This is a genomic window from Geminicoccaceae bacterium (genome assembly GCA_020638465.1).
Taxonomy (GTDB): domain Bacteria; phylum Pseudomonadota; class Alphaproteobacteria; order Geminicoccales; family Geminicoccaceae; genus JAGREO01.
Genome location: JACKIM010000002.1, coordinates 1485153 through 1505136, shown reverse-complemented (window position 1 = coordinate 1505136; position 19984 = coordinate 1485153). Strand labels below are relative to the sequence as shown.

15 protein-coding genes, 3 tRNA genes and 4 pseudogenes are annotated in these 19984 nt (G+C 61.3%); 13 read left to right on the top strand and 9 right to left on the bottom strand.

Going from position 1 to position 19984, the window contains the following annotated elements; genetic code table 11:
- Positions 1-8: 8 nt before the first annotated feature.
- The 4 genes and pseudogenes from H6851_17250 (at position 9) to H6851_17235 (ending at position 3077) form a co-directional block, all read left to right on the top strand.
- Positions 9-1247, top strand: coding sequence for a pilus assembly protein (locus H6851_17250; protein MCB9945351.1), 1239 nt, complete (start codon positions 9-11; stop codon positions 1245-1247).
- A gap of 8 nt (positions 1248-1255) precedes the next feature.
- On the top strand, positions 1256-1894 hold the full coding sequence (locus H6851_17245; protein MCB9945350.1) for a pilus assembly protein: 639 nt from the start codon (positions 1256-1258) through the stop codon (positions 1892-1894).
- Positions 1895-1911: 17 nt separating this feature from the next.
- Positions 1912-2304, top strand: coding sequence for a pilus assembly protein (locus tag H6851_17240; protein MCB9945349.1), 393 nt, complete (start codon positions 1912-1914; stop codon positions 2302-2304).
- Between the two features lie 347 nt (positions 2305-2651).
- Positions 2652-3077 (top strand): annotated as a pseudogene (locus H6851_17235) (transposase).
- A 51-nt stretch (positions 3078-3128) separates the two neighbouring features.
- Here H6851_17235 and H6851_17230 read toward each other — a convergent pair.
- Positions 3129-3995 (bottom strand): annotated as a pseudogene (locus H6851_17230) (Tn3 family transposase).
- Between H6851_17230 and H6851_17225 the strand changes: the two are divergent.
- The 7 genes and pseudogenes from H6851_17225 (at position 3994) to tnpA (H6851_17195) (ending at position 9867) form a co-directional block, all read left to right on the top strand.
- Positions 3994-4464, top strand: a pseudogene (locus H6851_17225) (IS630 family transposase). The pseudogenes H6851_17230 and H6851_17225 overlap by 2 nt on opposite strands.
- A gap of 103 nt (positions 4465-4567) precedes the next feature.
- Positions 4568-4659 (top strand) — tRNA-Ser (locus H6851_17220).
- A 193-nt stretch (positions 4660-4852) separates the two neighbouring features.
- Positions 4853-6073: a tyrosine-type recombinase/integrase gene (locus tag H6851_17215; protein ID MCB9945348.1), complete on the top strand. Its 1221-nt coding sequence runs from the start codon at positions 4853-4855 to the stop codon at positions 6071-6073.
- A 395-nt stretch (positions 6074-6468) separates the two neighbouring features.
- Positions 6469-7506, top strand: coding sequence for a hypothetical protein (locus H6851_17210; GenBank protein MCB9945347.1), 1038 nt, complete (start codon positions 6469-6471; stop codon positions 7504-7506).
- A complete protein-coding gene (locus H6851_17205) occupies positions 7503-8669 on the top strand; it encodes a hypothetical protein (protein ID MCB9945346.1) in 1167 nt (388 codons plus the stop codon). Before H6851_17210 ends, H6851_17205 begins: the two co-directional genes overlap by 4 nt.
- A 147-nt stretch (positions 8670-8816) precedes the next feature.
- Positions 8817-9245 (top strand): IS200/IS605 family transposase, encoded by a 429-nt coding sequence (gene tnpA / locus H6851_17200; GenBank protein ID MCB9945345.1) that lies wholly within the window; start codon positions 8817-8819, stop codon positions 9243-9245.
- Between the two features lie 190 nt (positions 9246-9435).
- Positions 9436-9867, top strand: coding sequence for an IS200/IS605 family transposase (tnpA, locus tag H6851_17195; GenBank protein ID MCB9945344.1), 432 nt, complete (start codon positions 9436-9438; stop codon positions 9865-9867).
- Between the two features lie 176 nt (positions 9868-10043).
- On the opposite strand, the pseudogene H6851_17190 reads toward tnpA (H6851_17195), so the two are convergent.
- From H6851_17190 to H6851_17175, 4 genes and pseudogenes are all read right to left on the bottom strand, one after another.
- Positions 10044-10257 (bottom strand): annotated as a pseudogene (locus tag H6851_17190) (hypothetical protein).
- A 281-nt stretch (positions 10258-10538) separates the two neighbouring features.
- Positions 10539-10615: transfer RNA gene (locus H6851_17185), tRNA-Met, on the bottom strand.
- 86 nt (positions 10616-10701) lie between these two features.
- Positions 10702-10775 (bottom strand) — tRNA-Gln (locus tag H6851_17180).
- A gap of 253 nt (positions 10776-11028) precedes the next feature.
- The gene (locus H6851_17175) at positions 11029-11451 is read right to left on the bottom strand and encodes a hypothetical protein (protein ID MCB9945343.1); all 423 of its coding nucleotides are present in this window, start codon (positions 11449-11451) and stop codon (positions 11029-11031) included.
- A 478-nt stretch (positions 11452-11929) separates the two neighbouring features.
- On the opposite strand from H6851_17175, the gene H6851_17170 reads away from it, so the two are divergent.
- A complete protein-coding gene (locus H6851_17170; protein ID MCB9945342.1) occupies positions 11930-12832 on the top strand; it encodes an exopolysaccharide biosynthesis polyprenyl glycosylphosphotransferase in 903 nt (300 codons plus the stop codon).
- 114 nt (positions 12833-12946) lie between these two features.
- Here the strand turns inward: H6851_17170 and H6851_17165 are convergent, their stop codons facing one another.
- The gene (locus H6851_17165; GenBank protein ID MCB9945341.1) at positions 12947-15307 is read right to left on the bottom strand and encodes a glycoside hydrolase family 9 protein; all 2361 of its coding nucleotides are present in this window, start codon (positions 15305-15307) and stop codon (positions 12947-12949) included.
- On the opposite strand from H6851_17165, the gene H6851_17160 reads away from it, so the two are divergent.
- Positions 15294-16325 carry a glycosyltransferase family 2 protein gene (locus H6851_17160; GenBank protein ID MCB9945340.1) on the top strand — a complete coding sequence of 344 codons (1032 nt, stop codon included), beginning with the start codon at positions 15294-15296 and terminating at the stop codon, positions 16323-16325. The genes H6851_17165 and H6851_17160 overlap by 14 nt on opposite strands.
- Positions 16326-16378: 53 nt before the next feature.
- On the opposite strand, the gene H6851_17155 is transcribed toward H6851_17160, so the two are convergent.
- Genes H6851_17155 through H6851_17145 form a run of 3 tightly spaced genes read right to left on the bottom strand, consistent with a single transcriptional unit; the run spans position 16379 to position 19980 of the window.
- Positions 16379-17287 carry a glycosyltransferase gene (locus tag H6851_17155; protein MCB9945339.1) on the bottom strand — a complete coding sequence of 303 codons (909 nt, stop codon included), beginning with the start codon at positions 17285-17287 and terminating at the stop codon, positions 16379-16381.
- The gene (locus H6851_17150) at positions 17284-18702 is read right to left on the bottom strand and encodes a polysaccharide biosynthesis protein (protein ID MCB9945338.1); all 1419 of its coding nucleotides are present in this window, start codon (positions 18700-18702) and stop codon (positions 17284-17286) included. The genes H6851_17155 and H6851_17150 overlap by 4 nt, the downstream gene beginning before the upstream one ends.
- Positions 18703-18708: 6 nt before the next feature.
- A complete protein-coding gene (locus tag H6851_17145) occupies positions 18709-19980 on the bottom strand; it encodes an O-antigen ligase family protein (GenBank protein MCB9945337.1) in 1272 nt (423 codons plus the stop codon).
- Positions 19981-19984: the final 4 nt, after the last annotated feature.

Here is a 19984-nt window from a genome sequence, read left to right as displayed (position 1 = left end):
ATAAAGCGATGCCAGTCCATCATATATCTTCATTCGTATCGAATTTCCGCCGTGACCGCGAGGGTGCCGTCGCGGTCATCGTCGCCCTGGCCTTTCCCGTTCTGGTCGGAGTGCTCGGGCTCGGCACCGAGGTGGGATACTGGTACAAGGTCCAGGCGGACATGCAGCGCGCCGTCGATCTCGCGACGCATGCCGGCGCGGTTGAACTCGCGGAAAGCGGCGATGAGGACAAGGCGATTCAGGCGGCCTATTCGGCGGCCCTGCTCAATGGTGTCGATGCTGGCGAGATCGAGGTATCGTTGGTGGAACTCGCGGACAGCGAAGCGATTTCCGTAACGGCGCACCGGCATGCCTCCCGCTATTTTTCGGGGCTTCTGGTGAGCGATGGCGGCATGGACATCGCCGCCAATGCCACCGGCCGGATATTGCCGGAACGCTTCATCTGCATCCTCGCGCTCGGCCCGGGTGGTGATGGAATCACTGCAGGCGGCAGCGCCTCGGTCGACGCCAATGGATGTTCCATTCACTCCAATTCGACCGGTTCCACATCCGTCACCGCTACCGGCTCGTCGTTCATCCGGGCCGACTGCATTTCCATGGCCGGCAGCTCGCCCTATCTCTCGACCAGTCATTACACACTTGGGGAATGTCCAAACCTGGAGCCCGGTCTCCCGGAAATCGATGATCCCTATGCCGACATCACGCCACCCAATCTCGGTCTGGCACCATTCAACAACCTGCAGAGCTCCCGCCGCGAGTCGCAGATTTCCTCCGGCCGATACGATTCGATGGAATGGAAGGACAATGTCCAGATCGACGATGGTGCGACCATCGTCATCGACGGGGGCCGTCTGTACACGACCGGTAAGACGTCGATCACCGGAACCGGTGTTACCATCTTCCTGATCAATGGCGCCAGGCTCGACATCGGCTCGAACACGACCATGAGCCTGACCGCCAAGAACAGCGGTGATTATGCCGGACTGGTATTCGTCGGCGACCGTACCGCCAACACCGAGAACCACCGTTTTCGCGGTGGTGCCGGGACGTCCCTGCAAGGAGCTGTCTACCTGCCGACCGGGCGCCTCGACATGGCCGGCGGCACGGGTGTCACCAATGGCTGCACGCACCTGATCGCCTACGAGTTCGACTTCATCGGCAATTCCGGGGCCGCGAACAATTGCGACTCGGTCGGTGTCCGCGCCATTCGCCTGAACAAGATGGCCGGTTTCGGCTTCGTCAACTGATGGTGGGCGTGATGACATATCTCGACCGTTTCACGTTCAGGACGAGCCGCTTGCGGAACGGCGTTCCCGACGGCCTCATGGCGGACCGTCGCGGCGTTGCTGCTGTCGAAGCCGCCTTCTTCTTTTCCGGGTTCACCCTGATCGTCCTGATCCTTGCCCAGTTCTACATCGTGATTTCCACGCAGGAGCGCATGCGCGAGGCCCTGAGGGCGGCAGCACAATATGTCATCAATGGCGGCACCAAGCTTGCCAGGGTGCAGACCATCTTCGAGCAGGCTTACGGCACCGATGCGGCCACCTTCGAATCGGAGCTTGTCTGCATCTGTCCGCTGAGCGTCGAGACCTTCGAGAGCGCTTCGGATGACACGTCGGGCGGTGATACGGCCGCCGGCGATACGGACAGCGAAAGCGGGAATGGCGGGGCGACGTCGGATTTCCGGACATCGCAGGGTTATGGTGAACGCGCCACGAGGGTTGCCCTGACCCAGCGGGAGGACGGTAGATGGCCGCAATGCTCCGCGACCTGTGACGATGGCGAGCCCGCCCAGTCGTTTGCGAGCTTCGGCGCGTCCGACCGGCTTGCCGGCGTGCTTATCGATGGCTACAAGGACATCGAGGCCGACATCGCGGTACGTCTTATCCAATGAGGGGGCGCCGGTCTCCGGTGCTCCGCGCGGATGAGCGGGGTGCCACGCTGGTCGAGTTCGCGTTGATCGCTCCCATGTTCATGGCCGTGCTCCTCGGCATTTTCGGCCTCTCTCTCTATCTGTTCCAGACGCATTCGCTGAACAGGGCCATGCGTGAGGCCGTCCGCGAAGTCCTGGTCGAGGAACTCAAGGATCAGAGTTCGATCGAGGGTCATATCGAGCAGAAGCTCGACGATACCGGCTTTTCGACGGCCCGGTGCTCCGTTTCGGTCGACGTGGTCAGCGATGAGGAATCGGTGGCCCATGTCCGGGTGACCTACGATTTCGCCCCGGGACTGCCGTTCGGCGCCGGCACCCTCTTCGAACACGTCTTTGCCACCGAGATACCGATCTTCACGGGTTTCCTGTGACTGCCAGTCGGAGGAAATCCGGTTGTCGGTACATTGCCCGAGTGGGGAGGACACGGCAGCAACCACAGGATTAGAGCGTTTCCCGATTAGGTGAAATCGGAAAACTGGCTCTATCTGTTTGTTTCGACGCATTTCCTGATCGTTCAGGCTATTCCGCCTGAACGGGAAACGCTTGTCTTATGACTTTGCCATCCGTTTGAGCCGGATCGGGCGGAAGGGGACGGATCGCGGAAAAGCCGGTCGTTTGGGGACCGGGTTAGAGTTGGATCGCCCCTTTCTTTTCCATCAGGCCTGAACGGATACCGGGGCTTTGAGGCCCGGATGACAAGCAAAGGACAGCGGAAAAGATGAGCGCATCTCTATCACAGACCCCGGAGCCACAAAATATCGGCATCGACATCTCCAAAGCGACGCTCGATTGCCATGCCCATCCCGCCGGGATCGACCGGCAGTTCACCAATACCGCCAGGGGTCACAAGGCGCTGATCGCATGGGCCGCTCAATGGACCATCGAGCGCATCGCCCATGAAGCGACAGCGACTTGTCATCGCGCGCTCGAGCAGGTACTGGCCGGTCACCCCTGCGTCAGGCTCAACCCCGAACGCGCGCGACGCTTCGCCCAGGCCACCGGCACACTCGCCAAGACCGATCGGATCGATGCCGCCATGCTCGCCCGGATGGCGGCGGTCCTCAAGCCACCGGTCAGGCCAGCCAGAACCGCAACGCAGCTGCAACTGGCCGAGCTCGTCAACGCCCGCAACGGCCTCGTCCGCGCGACAGTGCAGAATTGGGACACGGATTCCCGGTAACACGAAAAGTATTGGTCATGCGTGGCGGAATCTGAGCGGCAGGAAGCCGAGGTCGTCGAGGGGCAGGTTGTCGGACCAGATATAGTCACCGGCGAGGTTGATGTGCTCCCCCCCAAGCGGTGAGAGGCGGACGATGAGTCGAGGGTCGACGTGAAAGCCATCGGCCCGCATGGCAGCGAGTGCGCGTTCGAGATAGCGGCAGTTGAACAGGGCGATGGCGGCGGTCACGAGAGTGAGCGATGCGGCGCGGATCTGCTGGTTTTCATGATTTCTCTCCCGAAACCGGCCGAGGCGATGGAAGGCGACGGCACGCGCCAGACTGTTGCGAGCCTCGCCCTTGTTGAGTTCGGCGTTGACCAGGGAGCGTAGCGCGGGCTCGTTGAACCAGCGTAGCGTGAACAAGGTCCGGCAGACCCGGCCGATTTCCCGAAGAGCCATGGCAAGTCCGTTCTGCAGCCGGAAGCCGGCGAGTTTCCTGAGGATCAGCGATGGCGTCACGATCCGGTTGCGCAAGGCCTCGACGAGTTGTTGCACATTCATCCATTCGGCCTGGATGATCTGGCGATCGAGCCGTTGGCCGAACAATGGTGCCAGCCGCCCATATCGGGATCTTGGCTCGAAAGCATAGAGCTTGCGGTCTGACAGCCTGGGAATGCGAGGCTCGAAGCGGATTCCGAGCAGATGCATGAGAGCGAAGACGATATCGGAAACACCACCGCCATCGACATGGAGGGCCGAGATATCGACATGGGCATCATGGCCGAGAATGCCATCGAGTGTGTGAACGGCCTCGCTGGCGGTGCCGGCGATGACGGTCTGATGCAGGGGCGCGTAACGGTCGGTGATGGTGGTGTAGATCTTGATGATTGGATCCCGGCCGTACAAGCGCAACGGCACGACCACGCTCTTTGCCGCACTGAATGTGCTGACCGGCGAGGTGTTCGGGCAGAACATGGCGCGCCACCGGCACCAGGAGTTCCTCCGCTTCCTGAACACGCTGGAACAGGAAATCCCGACCGGAAAGACCGTGCATGTCGTGCTCGACAATGTCTCGTCGCACAAGACACAAGAAGTCAGGCGCTGGCTCGAACGCCACCCCCGCTGGACCTTTCATTTCACGCCAACATCGGCGTCATGGTTGAACGCCGTCGAGGGCTTCTTCGCCAAGCTGACAAAGCGCAGGCTGAAATACGGGGCCTTCAGTTCCGTCGCCGACCTGCAAGCCGCAATCCAGCGCTTCATAACAGAGCACAACGACACCGAGGCAAAGCCATTCACATGGCGCGCCGACCCAAACGAAATCATCGCTGCTCGAAATCGCGGGTTCCAAATGTTGGAATCATTCCACTAGCGCATCGCCTGCAACGCAGCCGTCATGCCAATGCAATTACCGCACTTCAAACCGCCTTCGATATTGACGCAAGGATTTGAAACTCCTATGAGCAACGCGCGCCGGAGATGTGGGTGAGTGGCTTAAACCAGCGGTTTGCTAAACCGTCATACGGGTAATTCCGTATCGGGGGTTCGAATCCCCCCGTCTCCGCCACCTAGGATAAACACCTGAAAAACAGGGGTTTCTCTGCGGTCCCCGAAAGACCAATGTGTGCCACAATGGCACACGTTTTACAGAGCAACCCACGGTGCCCCACAACCAGTACATCCACCAGCGCCGACAAGGCTGGTACGTCCGTGTCACCGTCCCGCCGACACTCAGGCCCGTCCTCGGGAAAACCCATGTCGTGAAGTCGCTCAAGACACGTGATGTCGAGACGGCGCGGCTACGGCGATGGGGCGTGTTGGCTCAGGTGAACGAGTGGTTTTCCGAAGTGCGAACTGATGGATACCATCCGCTCAGCCCTGAACTTCCCGGATGTGAGCCGGGTGCAAGCGGACCTTGCGCCATAGCGACCCGGAAATCGGAGTTGCAGCCAGAGCCCTCGTGGCGCGTTGTCGGTCCTACTGAACCGGCTCGGGAGGTGATTTCACAATCGCCTGCAACGGACCCGGCCCAAGCTTCGAAGATCTCGGAGCTGATCGAGCTTTGGTTGAACGAGGCTGGCGGAACTTTCACCAAGCAGACCAGTTTTCAACACCGAACCGCCATTGAGCTGTTTATGTCGTCACACGACAGGCAACTTCAGATTGATGCAGTGTCACGCCGGGTCGCGGGCGAATTCGTCTCAACGGTCTTGCTGGCATCGGGTCGGAAGGCAGCGACGATCAACCGTATCATTTCGTCCTTGTCATCCATGTGGCGCTGGGCCGTTCGCCGGGGGCTCGCCGCTGACAATCCCTGGACAAACCAGAGTGTTGTGCCCGCTCGGCAATCTCGCAGTGAAAAGAAGAGGCCCTATCAGGCCAGCGAGTTGAAAAAGCTGCTGTTTTCCAATCCCCGCCCTGTCGTCGGTGGTCGATATGGAGGTGCCCTGCGCGATCTGATCCGTTTGGGATTGCTGACCGGCGCACGCATCAACGAGCTGTGTGAACTGCACAAAGCGGATATCGACCTTGCTGACAGATCCATCACGATCAGGGAAGGCAAGACTAGCAATGCCGAACGGATCATACCTGTGCATCCGAGACTATGCGGCCTGCTGGAGCGACGACTTTGCTCGGGAAGTGATGAATTCCTATTTCCAGAATTGACCCCGGGCGGTCCAGACGGGAAACGGTCATGGTACGCCTCGAAACGCTACACGGCCTTTCGCCGAGCCACCCTTGGTGATGACCGCACCGTGGATTTCCACAGTTACCGGCGGACATTCGCCACCTATCTTGAACACGCTTCCACCATCGATCCAGCGGTCAATGCCAGCGTGATCGCCGAGTTGATGGGCCATTCAGAGCAAAGTTTGGCGCTCAACCTGTACTCGGGAGGTTTGAAAGTGGAACACCTTCGACGGGCCATCGCCTTGCTGGACGAGGTTATCGAGCCCGACATTCTCAGACTTCTGGGCTAAACTGAGGCCAACCGCGCCATCTCGACATCACGTGTCTTGAGCGACCTGACCACATGGGATTTACCGAGGAGTGGTCTCAGTGTCGGCGGGACGGTGACACGGACGTACCAGCCTTGTCTTCTCTGGTGGATGTACTGGTTATGGGGCACCGTGGGTTGCTCTGTAAAACGTGTGCCATCGATTTTTCTCCTTTTGTCGCCACCAGTGTCCGCAACAGGGTGTTTTTATTGCCCTTGATGTAGATCGCGTCGTCGGCGACCTCGACACGCTGGGCGAAGGCTCGGACGTGCTCCCGCCGATAGCCCCCTTTTCCAAGTCGTAATCTGCGGCGTGCTTCAATTGTCAGTTCGCGCACGGCGTCGCCTGTCAGGTGCTGGTGGGTGGAACTGGCCAGCATGGCTTCGATGCGCGTGGCGTCGGCTCGCGCTTGGTCGCGCAGTGCGGTGAGGCCCGCAATACGTTCGTCCAGGGCGGATTCGGTCGGAGCCGCTGTTGCGGCCAGCCTCGAGGCGCAGGCGGCTCTCGGCGTCCCGGAGGAACTGCGGCGCCCCTTGCCGGCGGCGGTGGCCTCGTCACTTGTCGAGCGCGTCAATGGCGAGGGCGGCACGGCAGGTCGCCTGCGGCAGCTGGAGGGCTTCGCCGCCATCGGCGACCAGCGCGTTCGGGATCTGGTCACGGCCGATCTGGAACAGGCCGGCATGGCCGCCGGCTCATCGAGGGTGATCGACGCGCTCGCCGAAGGTGACCGGGCGTCCGCGTCGACGATCCTCGATGCGATCAGCACGAAGGTGGATGTCGACAGGGAAGCGAAGAAGGGAATCGAGGACGAGCTGAACATCGACGATATCTCCGGCGAGCGGGAAATGGCGGCACTCTGGACCGGTGACAGCCGGCTGCTGCAGGATCGCGACACCGACGTCGAGCTGGTGAAGAAAGTGGCGCAGGCGCGTGTCGCCGCCGGCATGTCGCCGGCGGATGCGGTCGAACAGGCGCGCAAGGCCGTGACCCGCGACCGCAAGTCGCTCGTTCGCAGCAATCTCGCGGCTGTGAGCCTGCCGAAGGATGCCGACGCGGACGAAGTGGCCGACGGTCTCGCGGCGATCCGCGACGGACTGCCGCAAACCGTTGGCGCCGATGTGCTGCGGGAACGTCTGGGGCTTGGCGAAGGCGTGTTCGCGGACAAGTTTGCCGAAGCGCTGATCGAGGATTTCAGCGAGAATGCCCGCTGGCTCGATCACCCCGACGGCGGATACGGTCTGATGGTGCGGCTGCCGGACGGACGCGCCCGATGGATGCCCGGGCGCGATGGAGCGCCGATCCGGGTGCTGCCGGAGGAGGCTATCGCTGAGGCGAACAGGCAGCGCACCGATGTCACCGCGCAATCGTCAAAAGGCGTCGTGTTCAATGCAATCGGGGAGATCATCACGCCATGAGAGGTGTCGATCTCGAAGTCGCGTCGCCGGATGAACTCGGTCAGGCGGCTCTCGCCTGGCGGCCGGATCTGTTCGAGGCGCTCGGCGCGTCCACGACCTCCGCCTTTGCCGACACGACGCCCGGTCTGCTGCTCGAGGATCTCGGGCCCGAAGCCTATGTCTCGGCCACGGGTGAGCTGAACCCGGCGCTGCGCCGCCAGGAGGGACGGCAGTCCGCCGAAAAGCGGGCGGCCATCGACGCCTACGCCAGGCGCCAGGGCCCCGCCGCCATGAGCGAGGAAGACTGGAAGGCGAGCCCCTATTTCCGCGAGGATCTGCCGTTCGATCCGTTCATGACGCAGGAGCGCGCGGAGGAGTGCGCGGCCGCGCACGATCTCCGCCGATGGCGGGATTACGTCATCGAGAAACGCGACGCCGGTCTTGCCGAGAGTGTGCTGCATTTTGGCGCCGGGCTCGTCGGCAGCCTGCCCGATCCGGTGAATTTCATTCCGATGGTCGGTCCCGCCTGGCGGGCGGCCTGGGTGGCCAAGGCGGTAACGCGAGGGGCGATGATCGCGCGTACGGCCGCTGTCGGCGCTCTGGAGGGCGCTGTCGGCACGGCGGCCATGGAGCCGTTCATCCTCCAGCGCAAAAGCTATCTCGGCGACGATGCGAGCTTCGCCGAAGTGCTGCTCGATATCGGCATGGGTGCTGCCCTCGGCGGTGCTGTCGGCGCCGGTGGTGCCTGGTGGAGTTCGCGCGGCGGACGCTCCTGGAAGCCGGCTGTCAACGAGCGGACCGGTGACATCGACGTCGAGCGTGTCGACCCGCTGGGCGATCTCGGCGGCCGCCGGCCGGGCATGCCGGACCCGGAGGATGTCGCCGCTGCGGTCGCCGATCTCGACACCGCCATCGCCGATGTCGCCACGGGGCCGTCCGGTCGACATCCCCAAGCCGCGTCCCCTGGGCGGCGAGTGGTCGATCACGCCGGCGCAGAGCCGTGTCATGGGCGAGCAGGCGGCCGCGCGGGTTCTCGACGACAAGGTCGATGTTCCGGAGGCGATGTACCGTCCGGACATTGGCATGATCTCGTTCGGCTATGGCAGCCCTGGCGACCCGGCCAAGGGCTTCAGCCGGGGCTACGGCCTCTCGCATATCCTCGCCAAGCGGGCCTTGGAGGGTGAAGACGCGGAGACGTTCGTCAGGCAGATCCTGCCGAGAGCGCTGGCCGAAGGAAAGCTGACGGGCTTTAAAGTCCCCGATAGGGGATCCGTAAATCCCCCGCCTTTAGGCGGCTTGGGTGATCAGGCGGCGCGTCGTAGAATGCCGGCATGGAAGTTTACAAGCGCGGCAGCCATACGGTCTGGGACTGCAAGTATCATCTGGTCTGGATCACGAAGTACCGCTACCAGGTTCTCGGTGGTGATGTCGGGCACCGTTGTCGGGAGCTGTTACGCGAGACGGCGCGAGCGCACGAAATGGTCATACACGCCGGTTCGATCAATCGGGATCATATCCACATGCTGTTGTCGATACCGCCGGATCTTTCGGTATCGCGAGCGGTTCAGCATCTCAAGGGGCGCAGTTCACACAAGCTTTTGAGCGAGTTTGCTTCGCTCAAGAAGCGATATTGGGGCCAGCATCTTTGGGCGCGCGGTTATTGGGTCGCGTCGAGCGGCAATGTTACGGACGAGGTATGGGCGGAGTACATCAAGAGCCAGGTCCCGCCAGAACCGGATGATGACTTTCACGTCACGTAGTCCGCCGTTCGGCGGACCGATCCGGCTTTGAGCCGTAACCTGAAGCCACCGGCTTTCAGCCGGTGGTCGTTCACACTAAAATAGGAGATCCCCCGGCTATGCCGGGGCGGCAGCCCGAGTTTGACGTTTCCGGCAGTCCATCGCCGGGTTTCTTTCGTTTGCCACCACGCATACGGAAGGAACGTCAGCGATGGACACGTATCAGAGCCTAAGTCACAGCGTTTGGGACTGCAAATATCATGTCGTCTTTATCCCGAAATGCCGACGCAAGACGCTGTATACAGGCCTGCGCCCACATCTCGGCGCGGTTTTTCGACAGCTAGCCAAACAAAAGGAGAGCAAGGTCATAGAAGGTCATCTGCTACCGGATCACGTCCACATGATGCTCGCCATTCCCCCCAAATATGCTGTCTCCAATGTCGTCGGCTTCATCAAAGGGAAGAGCGCCATTCACTTAGCCCGTGTTTATGGCGAACGCCGACGCAATTTCGTTGGCCAACATTTCTGGGCAAGAGGATATTTTGTCAGCACGGTCGGGCGAGACGAAACGGTCATCCGCGACTACATTCGCAATCAGGAGAAGGAAGATCGCCGGCTCGATCAACTCGCGCTGTTACCCTGAACATGCCGCCTTCAGGCGGCGAACAGATTGCGGCCGCGCAGCGCCGCAAACCGCCGCTTTGAGCGGCTCTCAACCAAAGCCCCCGGCTCTGCCGGGGGATATTTACTGCGAACTGAGCCTTCCCTTTCCCGGCCAGTTCCGGCCTCGGGGCCGGGCACGCCGTCGCCCGGCGCGCGCAATCTGTCGAGCATGTCATCGACGGCATCGCGCACGCACTCCGGCATCAGCCTGCGCATGATCTGGGCAACACGGGTGCGGAAGGTGATGCCGCGCCGCTCGGCATAATCCTTGTGCGGGGTCGATCTGCTGTTGCTGTTCATAATTTGTCACCATGTCCTTGGCGCGATCCCGCGACAGGGTATTCACCAATCTGTCCTGACTGGCGAAGTCGTGCCGGCCTTGATCGATGCAGCCTTGTTGGCGCGATTGCCGCCCATGGTGGAGGGCTCATGATCGCCTTTCCTGCCGGCACGAAGGTCTGGATTGCCGGTGGCGTGACTGACATGCATTGTGGGATGTACAGCTTGGCCTTGAAGGTGCAGCAGGGTCTCTGCCCAACAGCACTTCCACCAACACTGCACATAGCCCAACTGTCGCACCCCCTCTGTTCAGTTTGGTGCAACGCCTGTGCAACGGAGTTTGGAGAAATCGCCTAAGTTGTTGAAATATTTTGGTAGCGGAGGAGGGACTTGAACCCCCGACACGCGGATTATGATTCCGCTGCTCTAACCAACTGAGCTACTCCGCCCCACAGGCAACGAGTACCGACAAACAGGCTGCCCTCGTTCCTTCAAGGGTACCCGGTCGAACTCTCAACTGCGGTACATTCAAGCCTGGCTGGGGGACCTGGATTCGAACCAGGAATGCTCGGTCCAGAGCCGAGAGTTATACCGTTTAACTATCCCCCAGAACCATCCTTGATGGCCACGGCCCGGAAATATGGTCGTCCGCAGGAATTGTCAAGCTGATCGTGACCGGCACCACGCCCGACGGCAAGATGAGCCGGCCGGCCTCAAGGCAGGCCAACGCTACCGACAGCACAAACCTGTCAATATTCCCGACATGATGCCGAAACCCAGGCGGTCAATTTCCCGTTTGGCACTTCATCCGCACATCCGCAGCAAGGAAGAAGCAAAGCGGCGATGCGGGGAAGGGGGCCTTTCATTGCCGGAGTTCGGTAGAGGCCTTGGAAGAGAGGGTGAGATTCGAGGCGCAGCCTTCCACGGGCTTTCCGGCCGAGGTGCAGGCGAGCACGTCGTTGATCAGGAGGCTCGACATCGCATCGCACGCGCTGGTCATGTCGAACAGCTTGACCGATGTCTTCGCGGCCGCGATGGGGGCGAGTTCAATGGCCAGGCGCTCGCCGATGATTCCGGAGGAATCGAAGCTCACGAGGTCGAGTTGGAAACTGTCGAGTTCCTGCCCCGTTTCATTGCCGATGACCATGTAGATCCGACAGCCCTGGTCTATCGCCTCAAGCTTGTTGAGTTCAAGGTTGAGGCCGGCGGCACGGGCCTCTCCGGCCGCTGCAAACCCGGCAAGCCCGAGCAGGAGGGCTGTGGTGGCCGGTGACATTGTCTTCATGGTCGGCATCCCTCGAAAAGCGCAATGTTGTCCGATCAATCGTTGCGCGCATCTTGCGCAGGATGCTTGCGTTCTGCAACACCACATATTTCGCCGATAAATGGTGATGGCATATCCATATTCTATCCCGGAGCGTATTCGCATCGATTCGCCAAAGGCGAGAAAGTGTAATCGATTGATCGCTTGGCCACACAAAAAGTAAAAAGATGCCATATGCCACATAGGGATAATTGCGAATGATGCATCCAGGCCACATTGTCTGTGGACGGGTTGTTGTCAATCGTCGCTTTTTCCGGTCGCGGATTATTGGTGGCGCAAAATATTATGCTCGTGGTCGAGCAGCCCTTGTTTTGCCTCAATCGAGAGGCTAGCCTTTTTTCGATGGCCCGAAGTCATGGGCGGGGCCGGTGCGGGACGCCTCAATGTCGAAAAATGAATGCAGGAATTCCATGCGGCATGATCGCGTGGGAGGGTGGAAATGCGGGCACCATCAGGCGTCCGTGACGAAGATCCGGAAGGTATGGGCATGAGCGAGAACCTGGTTGCCGATCGACCCGGTTCCGGTCTGTCCGCAATGGAGGTCTCCGACCGGCATATGGGGCAGGATCATGCGGGCGAGCCGATCGGCGTGTTCGATCTGCGCCTCAAGCGGTGGGTTGATATCGGTCTGGCTTCGGTCCTGCTGTTGCTGGTCCTGCCGTTGCTGGCCATTGTCGCTGCCATGGTGAAGCTCGACTCTCGCGGGCCGATCCTGTTCCGGCAGGAGCGCGTCGGCCTGCACGGGCGGCGGTTCACCATGCTGAAATTCCGCACGCTCTATCACGACAGGACGGATGCCGCCGGCCGGTTGCAGGCCACGTGGCATGACCCGCGTGTGACACGTGTCGGCCGTGTCCTGCGACGCACCAGCATCGATGAGCTTCCCCAACTGGTCAATGTCATCCGGGGAGACATGTCGCTGGTCGGCCCTCGCCCTCACGCGCCGGCAACGGAGGTCGATGGACTCCCTTTCGCCGAAGCGTTGCCGCACTACGAAAGGCGGCACTGCGTCAAGCCGGGACTGACGGGTTGGGCGCAGGTCAATGGCTGGCGCGGCCCGACACCGACGCTGCGCGCGCTGGAGAACCGTTTGAACTGCGATCTGGATTATATCGAGAACTGGTCGCTGACGCTCGATGTCATCATTCTCCTTCGTACGCTGGGTGTGCCGTTCGCCGGTCATCCCGATCACGAGGAGATCGTCCGCATGACGTCGACCGATGACGAGTCATCGCTCGCGGAACAGCGGGAGCATAATTCCGGGTCGACCCCTCAGGCTTCAACGGGCGGGCAGCGGCAGCGGGATTCCCTGCTGACCGTCGTGGAAGTCGACGATCATTGAAGCTTCCCATCATGATTGGCGTCCACGGGTCGGGATATGGTCGACCTGCCGAAAGGCCGGGGATGGAGCCCATTGCCGGCCCGTGGCTATCGTCCCGTGGCTATCGTAATGACTTTATGGTGACCGTCCGGCGAGATAGCCAAGCACGAAGGCGACCGGTCGCAGTGTGGCCCAAATGGAGTACTCGCTCACGGGTACGAATGATGGGAAACCGATATACATTTCGTGGATCGGCCATTCCTGAGGGTAGTTCGGTGTCATCCAAGGTTTTGCGGTGTCGATGGCGCGGTGGCCGCGTCGGGTCCAGTCATACTGGCCGAAGATCGTGATGCCCGAAGGCGGTGTCTTGTCGGCCAGCGCCAGCATGTCGACCACCAGTGGAGCGCGTGGCGAACGGACGCCAAATCCGGTCATGTAGGACATGTTGTCGGGATTGGCGCCGAGCCCGAACAATGTCTCTGCGATGATCGCCTTCAGGTAGCGATCATCGCCAGTGAGGGCATGGGTGTAAACGAAGACATCCGCCGCATCTGCGGGTGTGGTCGATGTGTAGCTGTAACCGTATCTGCGATGAGGATCGACGATCTGGCCAAATCCGCCGGGTTTCGTCTTGAGCAGGTAATCGGCTCTCGCGACGATATCCTCGCGCGCATGGGCGGCGATTGCGGGATCGGCTTCCTTCACCCATTTCGCATAGATGAATCCGGCGTCGATCTGCCTCTCGTTCCAGCGCTTCGGTCCGCCCGTCCGGTAGCTGCTACCCGCTTTGAACAGGTCATGATAGGCGGTCTTGCCGGTCAGCCTGTACAGTTCCAGTGTGGCGAGGTTGCGGGCATCGCCGATGGCATGGTGTCGCGTCTCCAGCGAGCCGCGATGCGCTTCGGCCCATGCGAAGGCCGATCCGGCCCGGGCGGCCAGGTTCTGGCTGCGGGCTTCGTCCATGTCCCGGAGGATGCGCGCGGCACGCCCCGCCGCAGCCGCGAAGAGCCAGCTTGACCAGGGGTCGGGTGCATAGACGAAAAGATCCTGACGTTCAGTCCAGCTACTGTCGCCGAATTGTGGATGATTGGCGGATTCGATCCCGCCGGGAATTCCTCCATCCGGCTTTTGCAGCCTTGCGTAGAAATCGATGCTCCAGAGAGCTTCGTCGACGATATCGGCAATGCCATCGCCACTCTCGGGAATCCCCAGTTCGACGGAGGCCAGTTCGGGGCGCAATTCGACCAGCATGAGCAGATCCAGTGCTGCATGCAGATGCTGGATACGGCGGTCCCAGTCGCCCGCATCATGCCAGCCCCCCCATGCGCCCGGAACGGTCACGTTCGTGGCTTCTTCGCGCAAGGCTTCGAAGCTGTTGCGCTTTTTCAGGTTGAGCCCCATCGACGTGTCCATCAGCGTCGCGCCGGACTGCCGGGCTATGAAACCATCATCGGGATGAAGTGCTCGCGGCCGCTTCCATGCCGTCCAGGGCGGGCCGAGGGCCATGCCACTGCGCTGGTTGAAGAAACCGAGCATCGCCGTTCGAAAGGGTTTCAACCAGACATTATCGCTTATCGGGAATGATATCGAGCAGGCACCAGCAATGCAGACGCGATAGTTCCCCGGTCGGGTGAAGTCTGAAAATTCGAGCCTGTAAACCGGGGAGGCGTTCAGGGCCGGCGGCGTACCGACCGGTGCATCCAGCACGATTGGACCTTCGAGGGCCGTTGCCCCAGTCCGTTCATCAATGAGTTGAAAAGATGTACCGTCGGCGAGGGATAGAACTTCGCTAAGTCCGCCATTCGATGATTGTCCCGGCCAGTAGGAAAAATAGGCTGCCTTGAACGGATCGCCGGGGGCAAAGCCGGCATATGATGCGTGCAGTGCGGCACTTTCCTCAACATGTTCGGCAACAACCCGGCCGGCCGGCGTATCGATGGAAATCGCGAATGCCGTACCCGCAGGCAGGGGTTGGCTCAGTTCCAGAGCCAGTTCGTGGCGGAGAATGAAGTCGAAATCCCAACGCCCCAGCCTCGCGGTATCCACGATTTTTGTCTTGCGCCAGACATGGGAAATTTCAACTTGAGATAGAACTTTCTTGTCTTTCGGATCGATGACATGATAAATTTTCGGATCATCTGCCCGGCCATCCCTGAAAAAGGCCTGCAAGGGGTCATTCCCGGGACAGGCGAAGTCGAGATAGAGATCCCCGTTCCTGCCGGCGATCTGACCGAAATCCCGGCCACCGCGCCTGATCAGGCCGTTCCTTGCGATCCAGTCGTCACTCGCGGGCTGGTAATCGCGTTGGCTGGCCCGTCGGGTGAAGCTGCCGGTTTCCAGGGTCAGGCCAAGGACGCCGGGGACGAGGGCATAGGAGATGGCGCTGCGTATCGATCGGCTCTGGTCCGATTCCGATTGCGCCGTTAACCTTAACGGGTCGCAGAATTCGGCATGTGCGACATGGCTTTGGAGGGCGACAACCGTGAATACGGTCAAGACGAGGGTCCGGATCCACGAGGCGGGGAGCGGCGGAGCAGCAATCGCCGTGGTCATCGCCGCCCGCAATGTCGAAAATTTCATTGGCGCAACCCTCCAGAGCGTGTTCGACCAGTCATGCCGGAATTTCGAGCTGATTGTCGTCCTCGACCGTTCCACCGACCGATCCGGCGAGATCGTCGCTTCCTTTTCCGGCGATCCACGCCTGACCGTCGTCGAGCGCGATTGTCTCGGCGTGAGCCATGCCCGTAACATCGGTCTCGAACTCGTTCATGCACCTCTGGTCGTATTTGTCGATGGCGACGATATCATGGCTGTCGATGCGCTGGAGGCTTTTGTCGAGGCTTGTGAAAGAAAGCCGAACATTGTGGCGGTCGTAGGCGGGCACAACAAGATCGACGAGCAGGGTGCGCTGATACGGGGCGAGGAAGCCCGTGACCGGCCCGGTTTCGGCACCGGCCCGGCTCTGGCGCAGCTTCTCCGCCGCAATACCATTGTCAATGGCGGCACGATCGCGCTGCGCACCGACGTCGTCCGGGAAGTCGGCGGATTTGATGTGGAACTCACCCAGGGCGAGGATTGGGAGCTTTGGTGCCGTGTGGCCTGTCGCGGTGACTTCGCCACCCTCGGGCAAAGGCCCGTACTTGACTATCGTCAGCGCAGGTCGAGTGCCACGGCATCTCTGGTGCGTATCGAAATCCGCCCGGACGATCCGGCCATAGACAAGGTGTTCGCCGCCGGCAGCCGTCACTCGGGCCTGACATCGGGCGAACTGGCGAGGCTCCATCGTACGGCATCCATAAGCAGTTTCTGGGCACGGGCACGCATCGCGCTCTACCAGGGGCAGAATTGGTCGTTCGTGAAGCTCCTTGCTCTGGGTCTGTGGCGCTACCCGGACAGTCTGTATCAGGGCTTTCTCCTGCAGTTCCTGGGGCGCAAGTTTCGCTCGATCCTGTCGGCAGACCGCCGACCGGCGGCTGGTGACGTGCCGGACACGGCCAACATGGCCCGCCGTTGACGACGGATCCCGATCGCACCCGATCAGGATACACCAGTTCGTGCGGGCTCGCTTCAGTCGTCGGTACGTGAACTTGCCAGTTCCTCAATGCTGCCCAAGGACCATGCGACAAGGCAGAGACCGCGAATCGAGCGGACGGAATCTCCGAGCAATCCGGCCGCACAGGTTCCGGTACCTGCAGCAAGCCAGCCAAGCGCCTTGACCGCTCTCGCCGGTGAATGACCGTTCATCGCATCGATGCGGGCAATCGTTCGTCCCATGCGCCGATGCCGCTCGAACAGCCATCTGCGGGATACGCGCTCCAGGGGGATTGTCTCCTCGACGACGGCATCGGCCGAGGTGACGGCGACAAGACCGGCTCGCATGGCCCGCCGGAAGAAATGCTCATCCTCGCCTCCATGCCGGTTGAAGGCGGGATGAAACCGCCAGCCGCGTTCGCGGATGAGGGAGACGAGGACGAGCGCATTGTTCGTCGACACATAGGGAGCCGAAGCCCCTTCCTCGAATGGTCCCAGCTCGAAAAAGCCACCCTGCCTCGCCCATGGCGGTGCATCGGGCGGAAAGATCGGTCGAACCGGCCCGGCGATCAGCGGGGCGGAGCTGCGTTTTGCGGTTGCGAGCAAGGAGTCGAGCCATGCCGGGCCGGGTATCTCGTCGTCGTCGATAAAGGCGAGCCAGGTCGCATCGGCAGGGGCTGCATCGAGCAGCGCGTTGCGGGCGTTGCTGTAACCCCGCTCGGGCTGGTGTGCGTAGATCGTGGGGAACCCGAGGCGCTGGCCGGCATCCTCGACCATGGCCCGGGCCGATCCGTCCTTCGAATTGTCGGCGATCACCAGGGTGAGGCGTGGGCGTTCCACATGGTCAAAGCGCTGGCGGGCAAGGCCGTCGAGCAGGGCGCCCAGTCCCTGCGGCCGGTCCATCGTGCAGGCACAGATCGCGACATGAGCGGGCTTGCCGATCATCGTTGCCGGATTGTGCGCAGCAGGATTCGGCGCACGCCGCACGCATCGCTTGCCAGCAGGGCTGTCGCCATGACCAGCCCGCCGACAGCCGCCAGCACCAGACCGAAAAGAACCGACGGGGCATTGTTCGCCATGAGCAGAACAGGGACCGCGATCGCGCAGGACGCGACCACCTTGACCGTATCGGCCAGTGGCCAGGGCAGGGCGATCCATTGCCGTGTGATGATGATCGACACAAAGAGAACGGCCGCATAGCTGATGATGGTCGCGACCGCGGCACCGACAATCCCCATGGAGGGAATGAAGATGAGGTTCAAGGGCAGATTGAGAAGAGCACCGCTGGCAACGATCATCGCGTTCATGCCTGCACGTTTCGGCAGCGTGAACCCATAGGAGAAATAATAGGATTGAACACCTTGAAGCAGGCTTGCCGCCGTGATCCAGGGCAGCAGTGCACTGGCCGTCTGGCGAAAGGCTTCACCGAAAAGGATTTGTGAAATCAGCGGCGACGTCACCGCGAGCAGGGTCGCCGTCGGCAAGGCCACGACAAGGCTGAGGGACATCTGCGCATGCATGGCCCACCGTGCCTCGTTCAGCTTCCCTTCGCTGAAAAGCCCGAACACGTTGGGCGAGCAGGCGAGGAAGGCCGAGAGCAGCAGCACGCTGAGGCTTCGCTGGGCGAGATCATAGGGGGCGGCATAGGCGCCGGCTGCATCCACGCCGATGAGCCATGCCAGCAGGTAGCGATCGGACAGGGCAATGATCGTTCCCCCGATCCCCACCAGTCCCAGCGGCAGGCCGAAGGCCGCTATCCTGCGCAATTCCTCGCGGTTGACATGGAGTTCCGGCAGTTTCGCATCGTCTATGAAACGAAGTGCTATCAGCGGCAGGAGATTGGCGGTGAGAACGCCCACCAGCAGACCGGTCCCGCCAAAGCCCGCAATGGCGAGAACGGCGCCCACGATCAGGGATCCGAACGAACGGGCGATCGTCAGCAACGCGTAGTAACGCGGGTTTTTCCTCGCCTGGAAGGCCGCCATGATGATTTCCATGGCAGCATAGGCGAGCGTCACGGCAAGGCCGATCAGGGTGAGGCCGGCACCGACCGGCAGAAAACCGCCGGTTGCAAGAATGAGGGTCAGCAGCCCGAGCAGGGCCGAGACGAGCAGATATCCCACGAACACGGCCTGAAGCGTGATTTCGGGTGTCGTATTCTCACCCGGTACGAACCTCAGGACCGAAGCCCTGAGCCACTGGTAGCCTACAGCGAAGATCGCCACGGACGTGCTCATGACCAGCGTATAGACGCCATAGAGTTCCGGTGGCACCAGACGGGTGAATACCGCCACGGCCATCAGGGCCAGTGCCGCTGCCAGCACGCGGACGAGGAAGTAGATGCCTGCCGAACGGAGCACGGGCGCTCAGCCTTCGACCGGTTCGATGGTGCCGGACCCCAGCCGCAGCCGGACATCGCGAGCCAGTGTGGCGATCATGGCGACAAACAGCGCCCAGAAAATGTTGTTACGGTTGAGCAGGGCCGATTCCGTGATGTTTCGGGTGATGAAGACCAGCAGCATGACGATGGGAAAACTGGCAGTGATGACCTCAGGCTCGCCGGCGACCCTGACGAACGCCTTGAACAGGCCGAGCAGATAGACCGACACGGTGACGATCACGAGGATAATTCCGCCGCCGATCCAGGTTTCGATGATGCCGTTGTGGGAATAGAACGGTGCAAAATGCAGCCGTTCTTCCATCTGGTTCATCCATGGCAGGTTTTCCTGCCAGAAAACACCGTAACCGTAGCCGAGCCACCAGCGATCGCCGACATAGGGCCACACCAGTCGCCATATGTCGACACGACTGGAGAGGTTGGAATCCTTGCCGAATGCTTCGAGCACGAGGTCGAAGAGGTCGGCATACCAGGCAAGGAAGGCGAAGAACGGGACGAAGACCACCGACAGCAGCATGAGCAGCCGGGCCAGCCCCGGTGCCTTTGCCCAGATGACGAAAATCGACATCAGCGCGAGACTGATCGCTGTCGTGAGAATGGATGTCGCCGACGATGATCCCGCGAGCAGGAGCACTGACAGCCCGAGATAGGTCCAGAAGACGAAACGCAGGGGACCACCCGTGTCGAAGAGGGCGTATGCGAGCAGCAGGATCACGAGGCTCATGCTGCCGCCGAGTTCGTTCTTGTGGGTGTGGATGCCTATCCACGTACCGCTCCACTGCTGGGAATGATCGATGCCGATTGCCGGTACGGCGACGATGGCAATCAGGCTGAGCGTGACATTGACGATCATGCCCCAGGTCACCAGCCGGATGAGGCGTGCCGTCGTATAGTGCCAGCCGAGGTAGAAGCCGAATATCGACGTGCCGACCAGTCCGATCACCCGCTGGAGTGTCTCGTTCGGATCGAATGACCATGCCATGGAAAGTACCGGAAGCGCGATCATCAACAGCGCGAGGGGACAGGTACGAGCCAGGCCCGACAGGGTGCCCGTGAGAATGGCGACCAGCAGGGACATGGCATAGATGCCCAGGTAGAATACCTGGACCACGGCGCCGAGGCCGATGCCGCGGAAGGTGAGTTCGACAAGGTCGCTGCTGAACACGAGTGTCGTCAGGATGACGAGAAGATCGCCCAGCGAGATCCGTGTCGAGATCGAGAAGTCATCGCTGCCGGTCACGCAG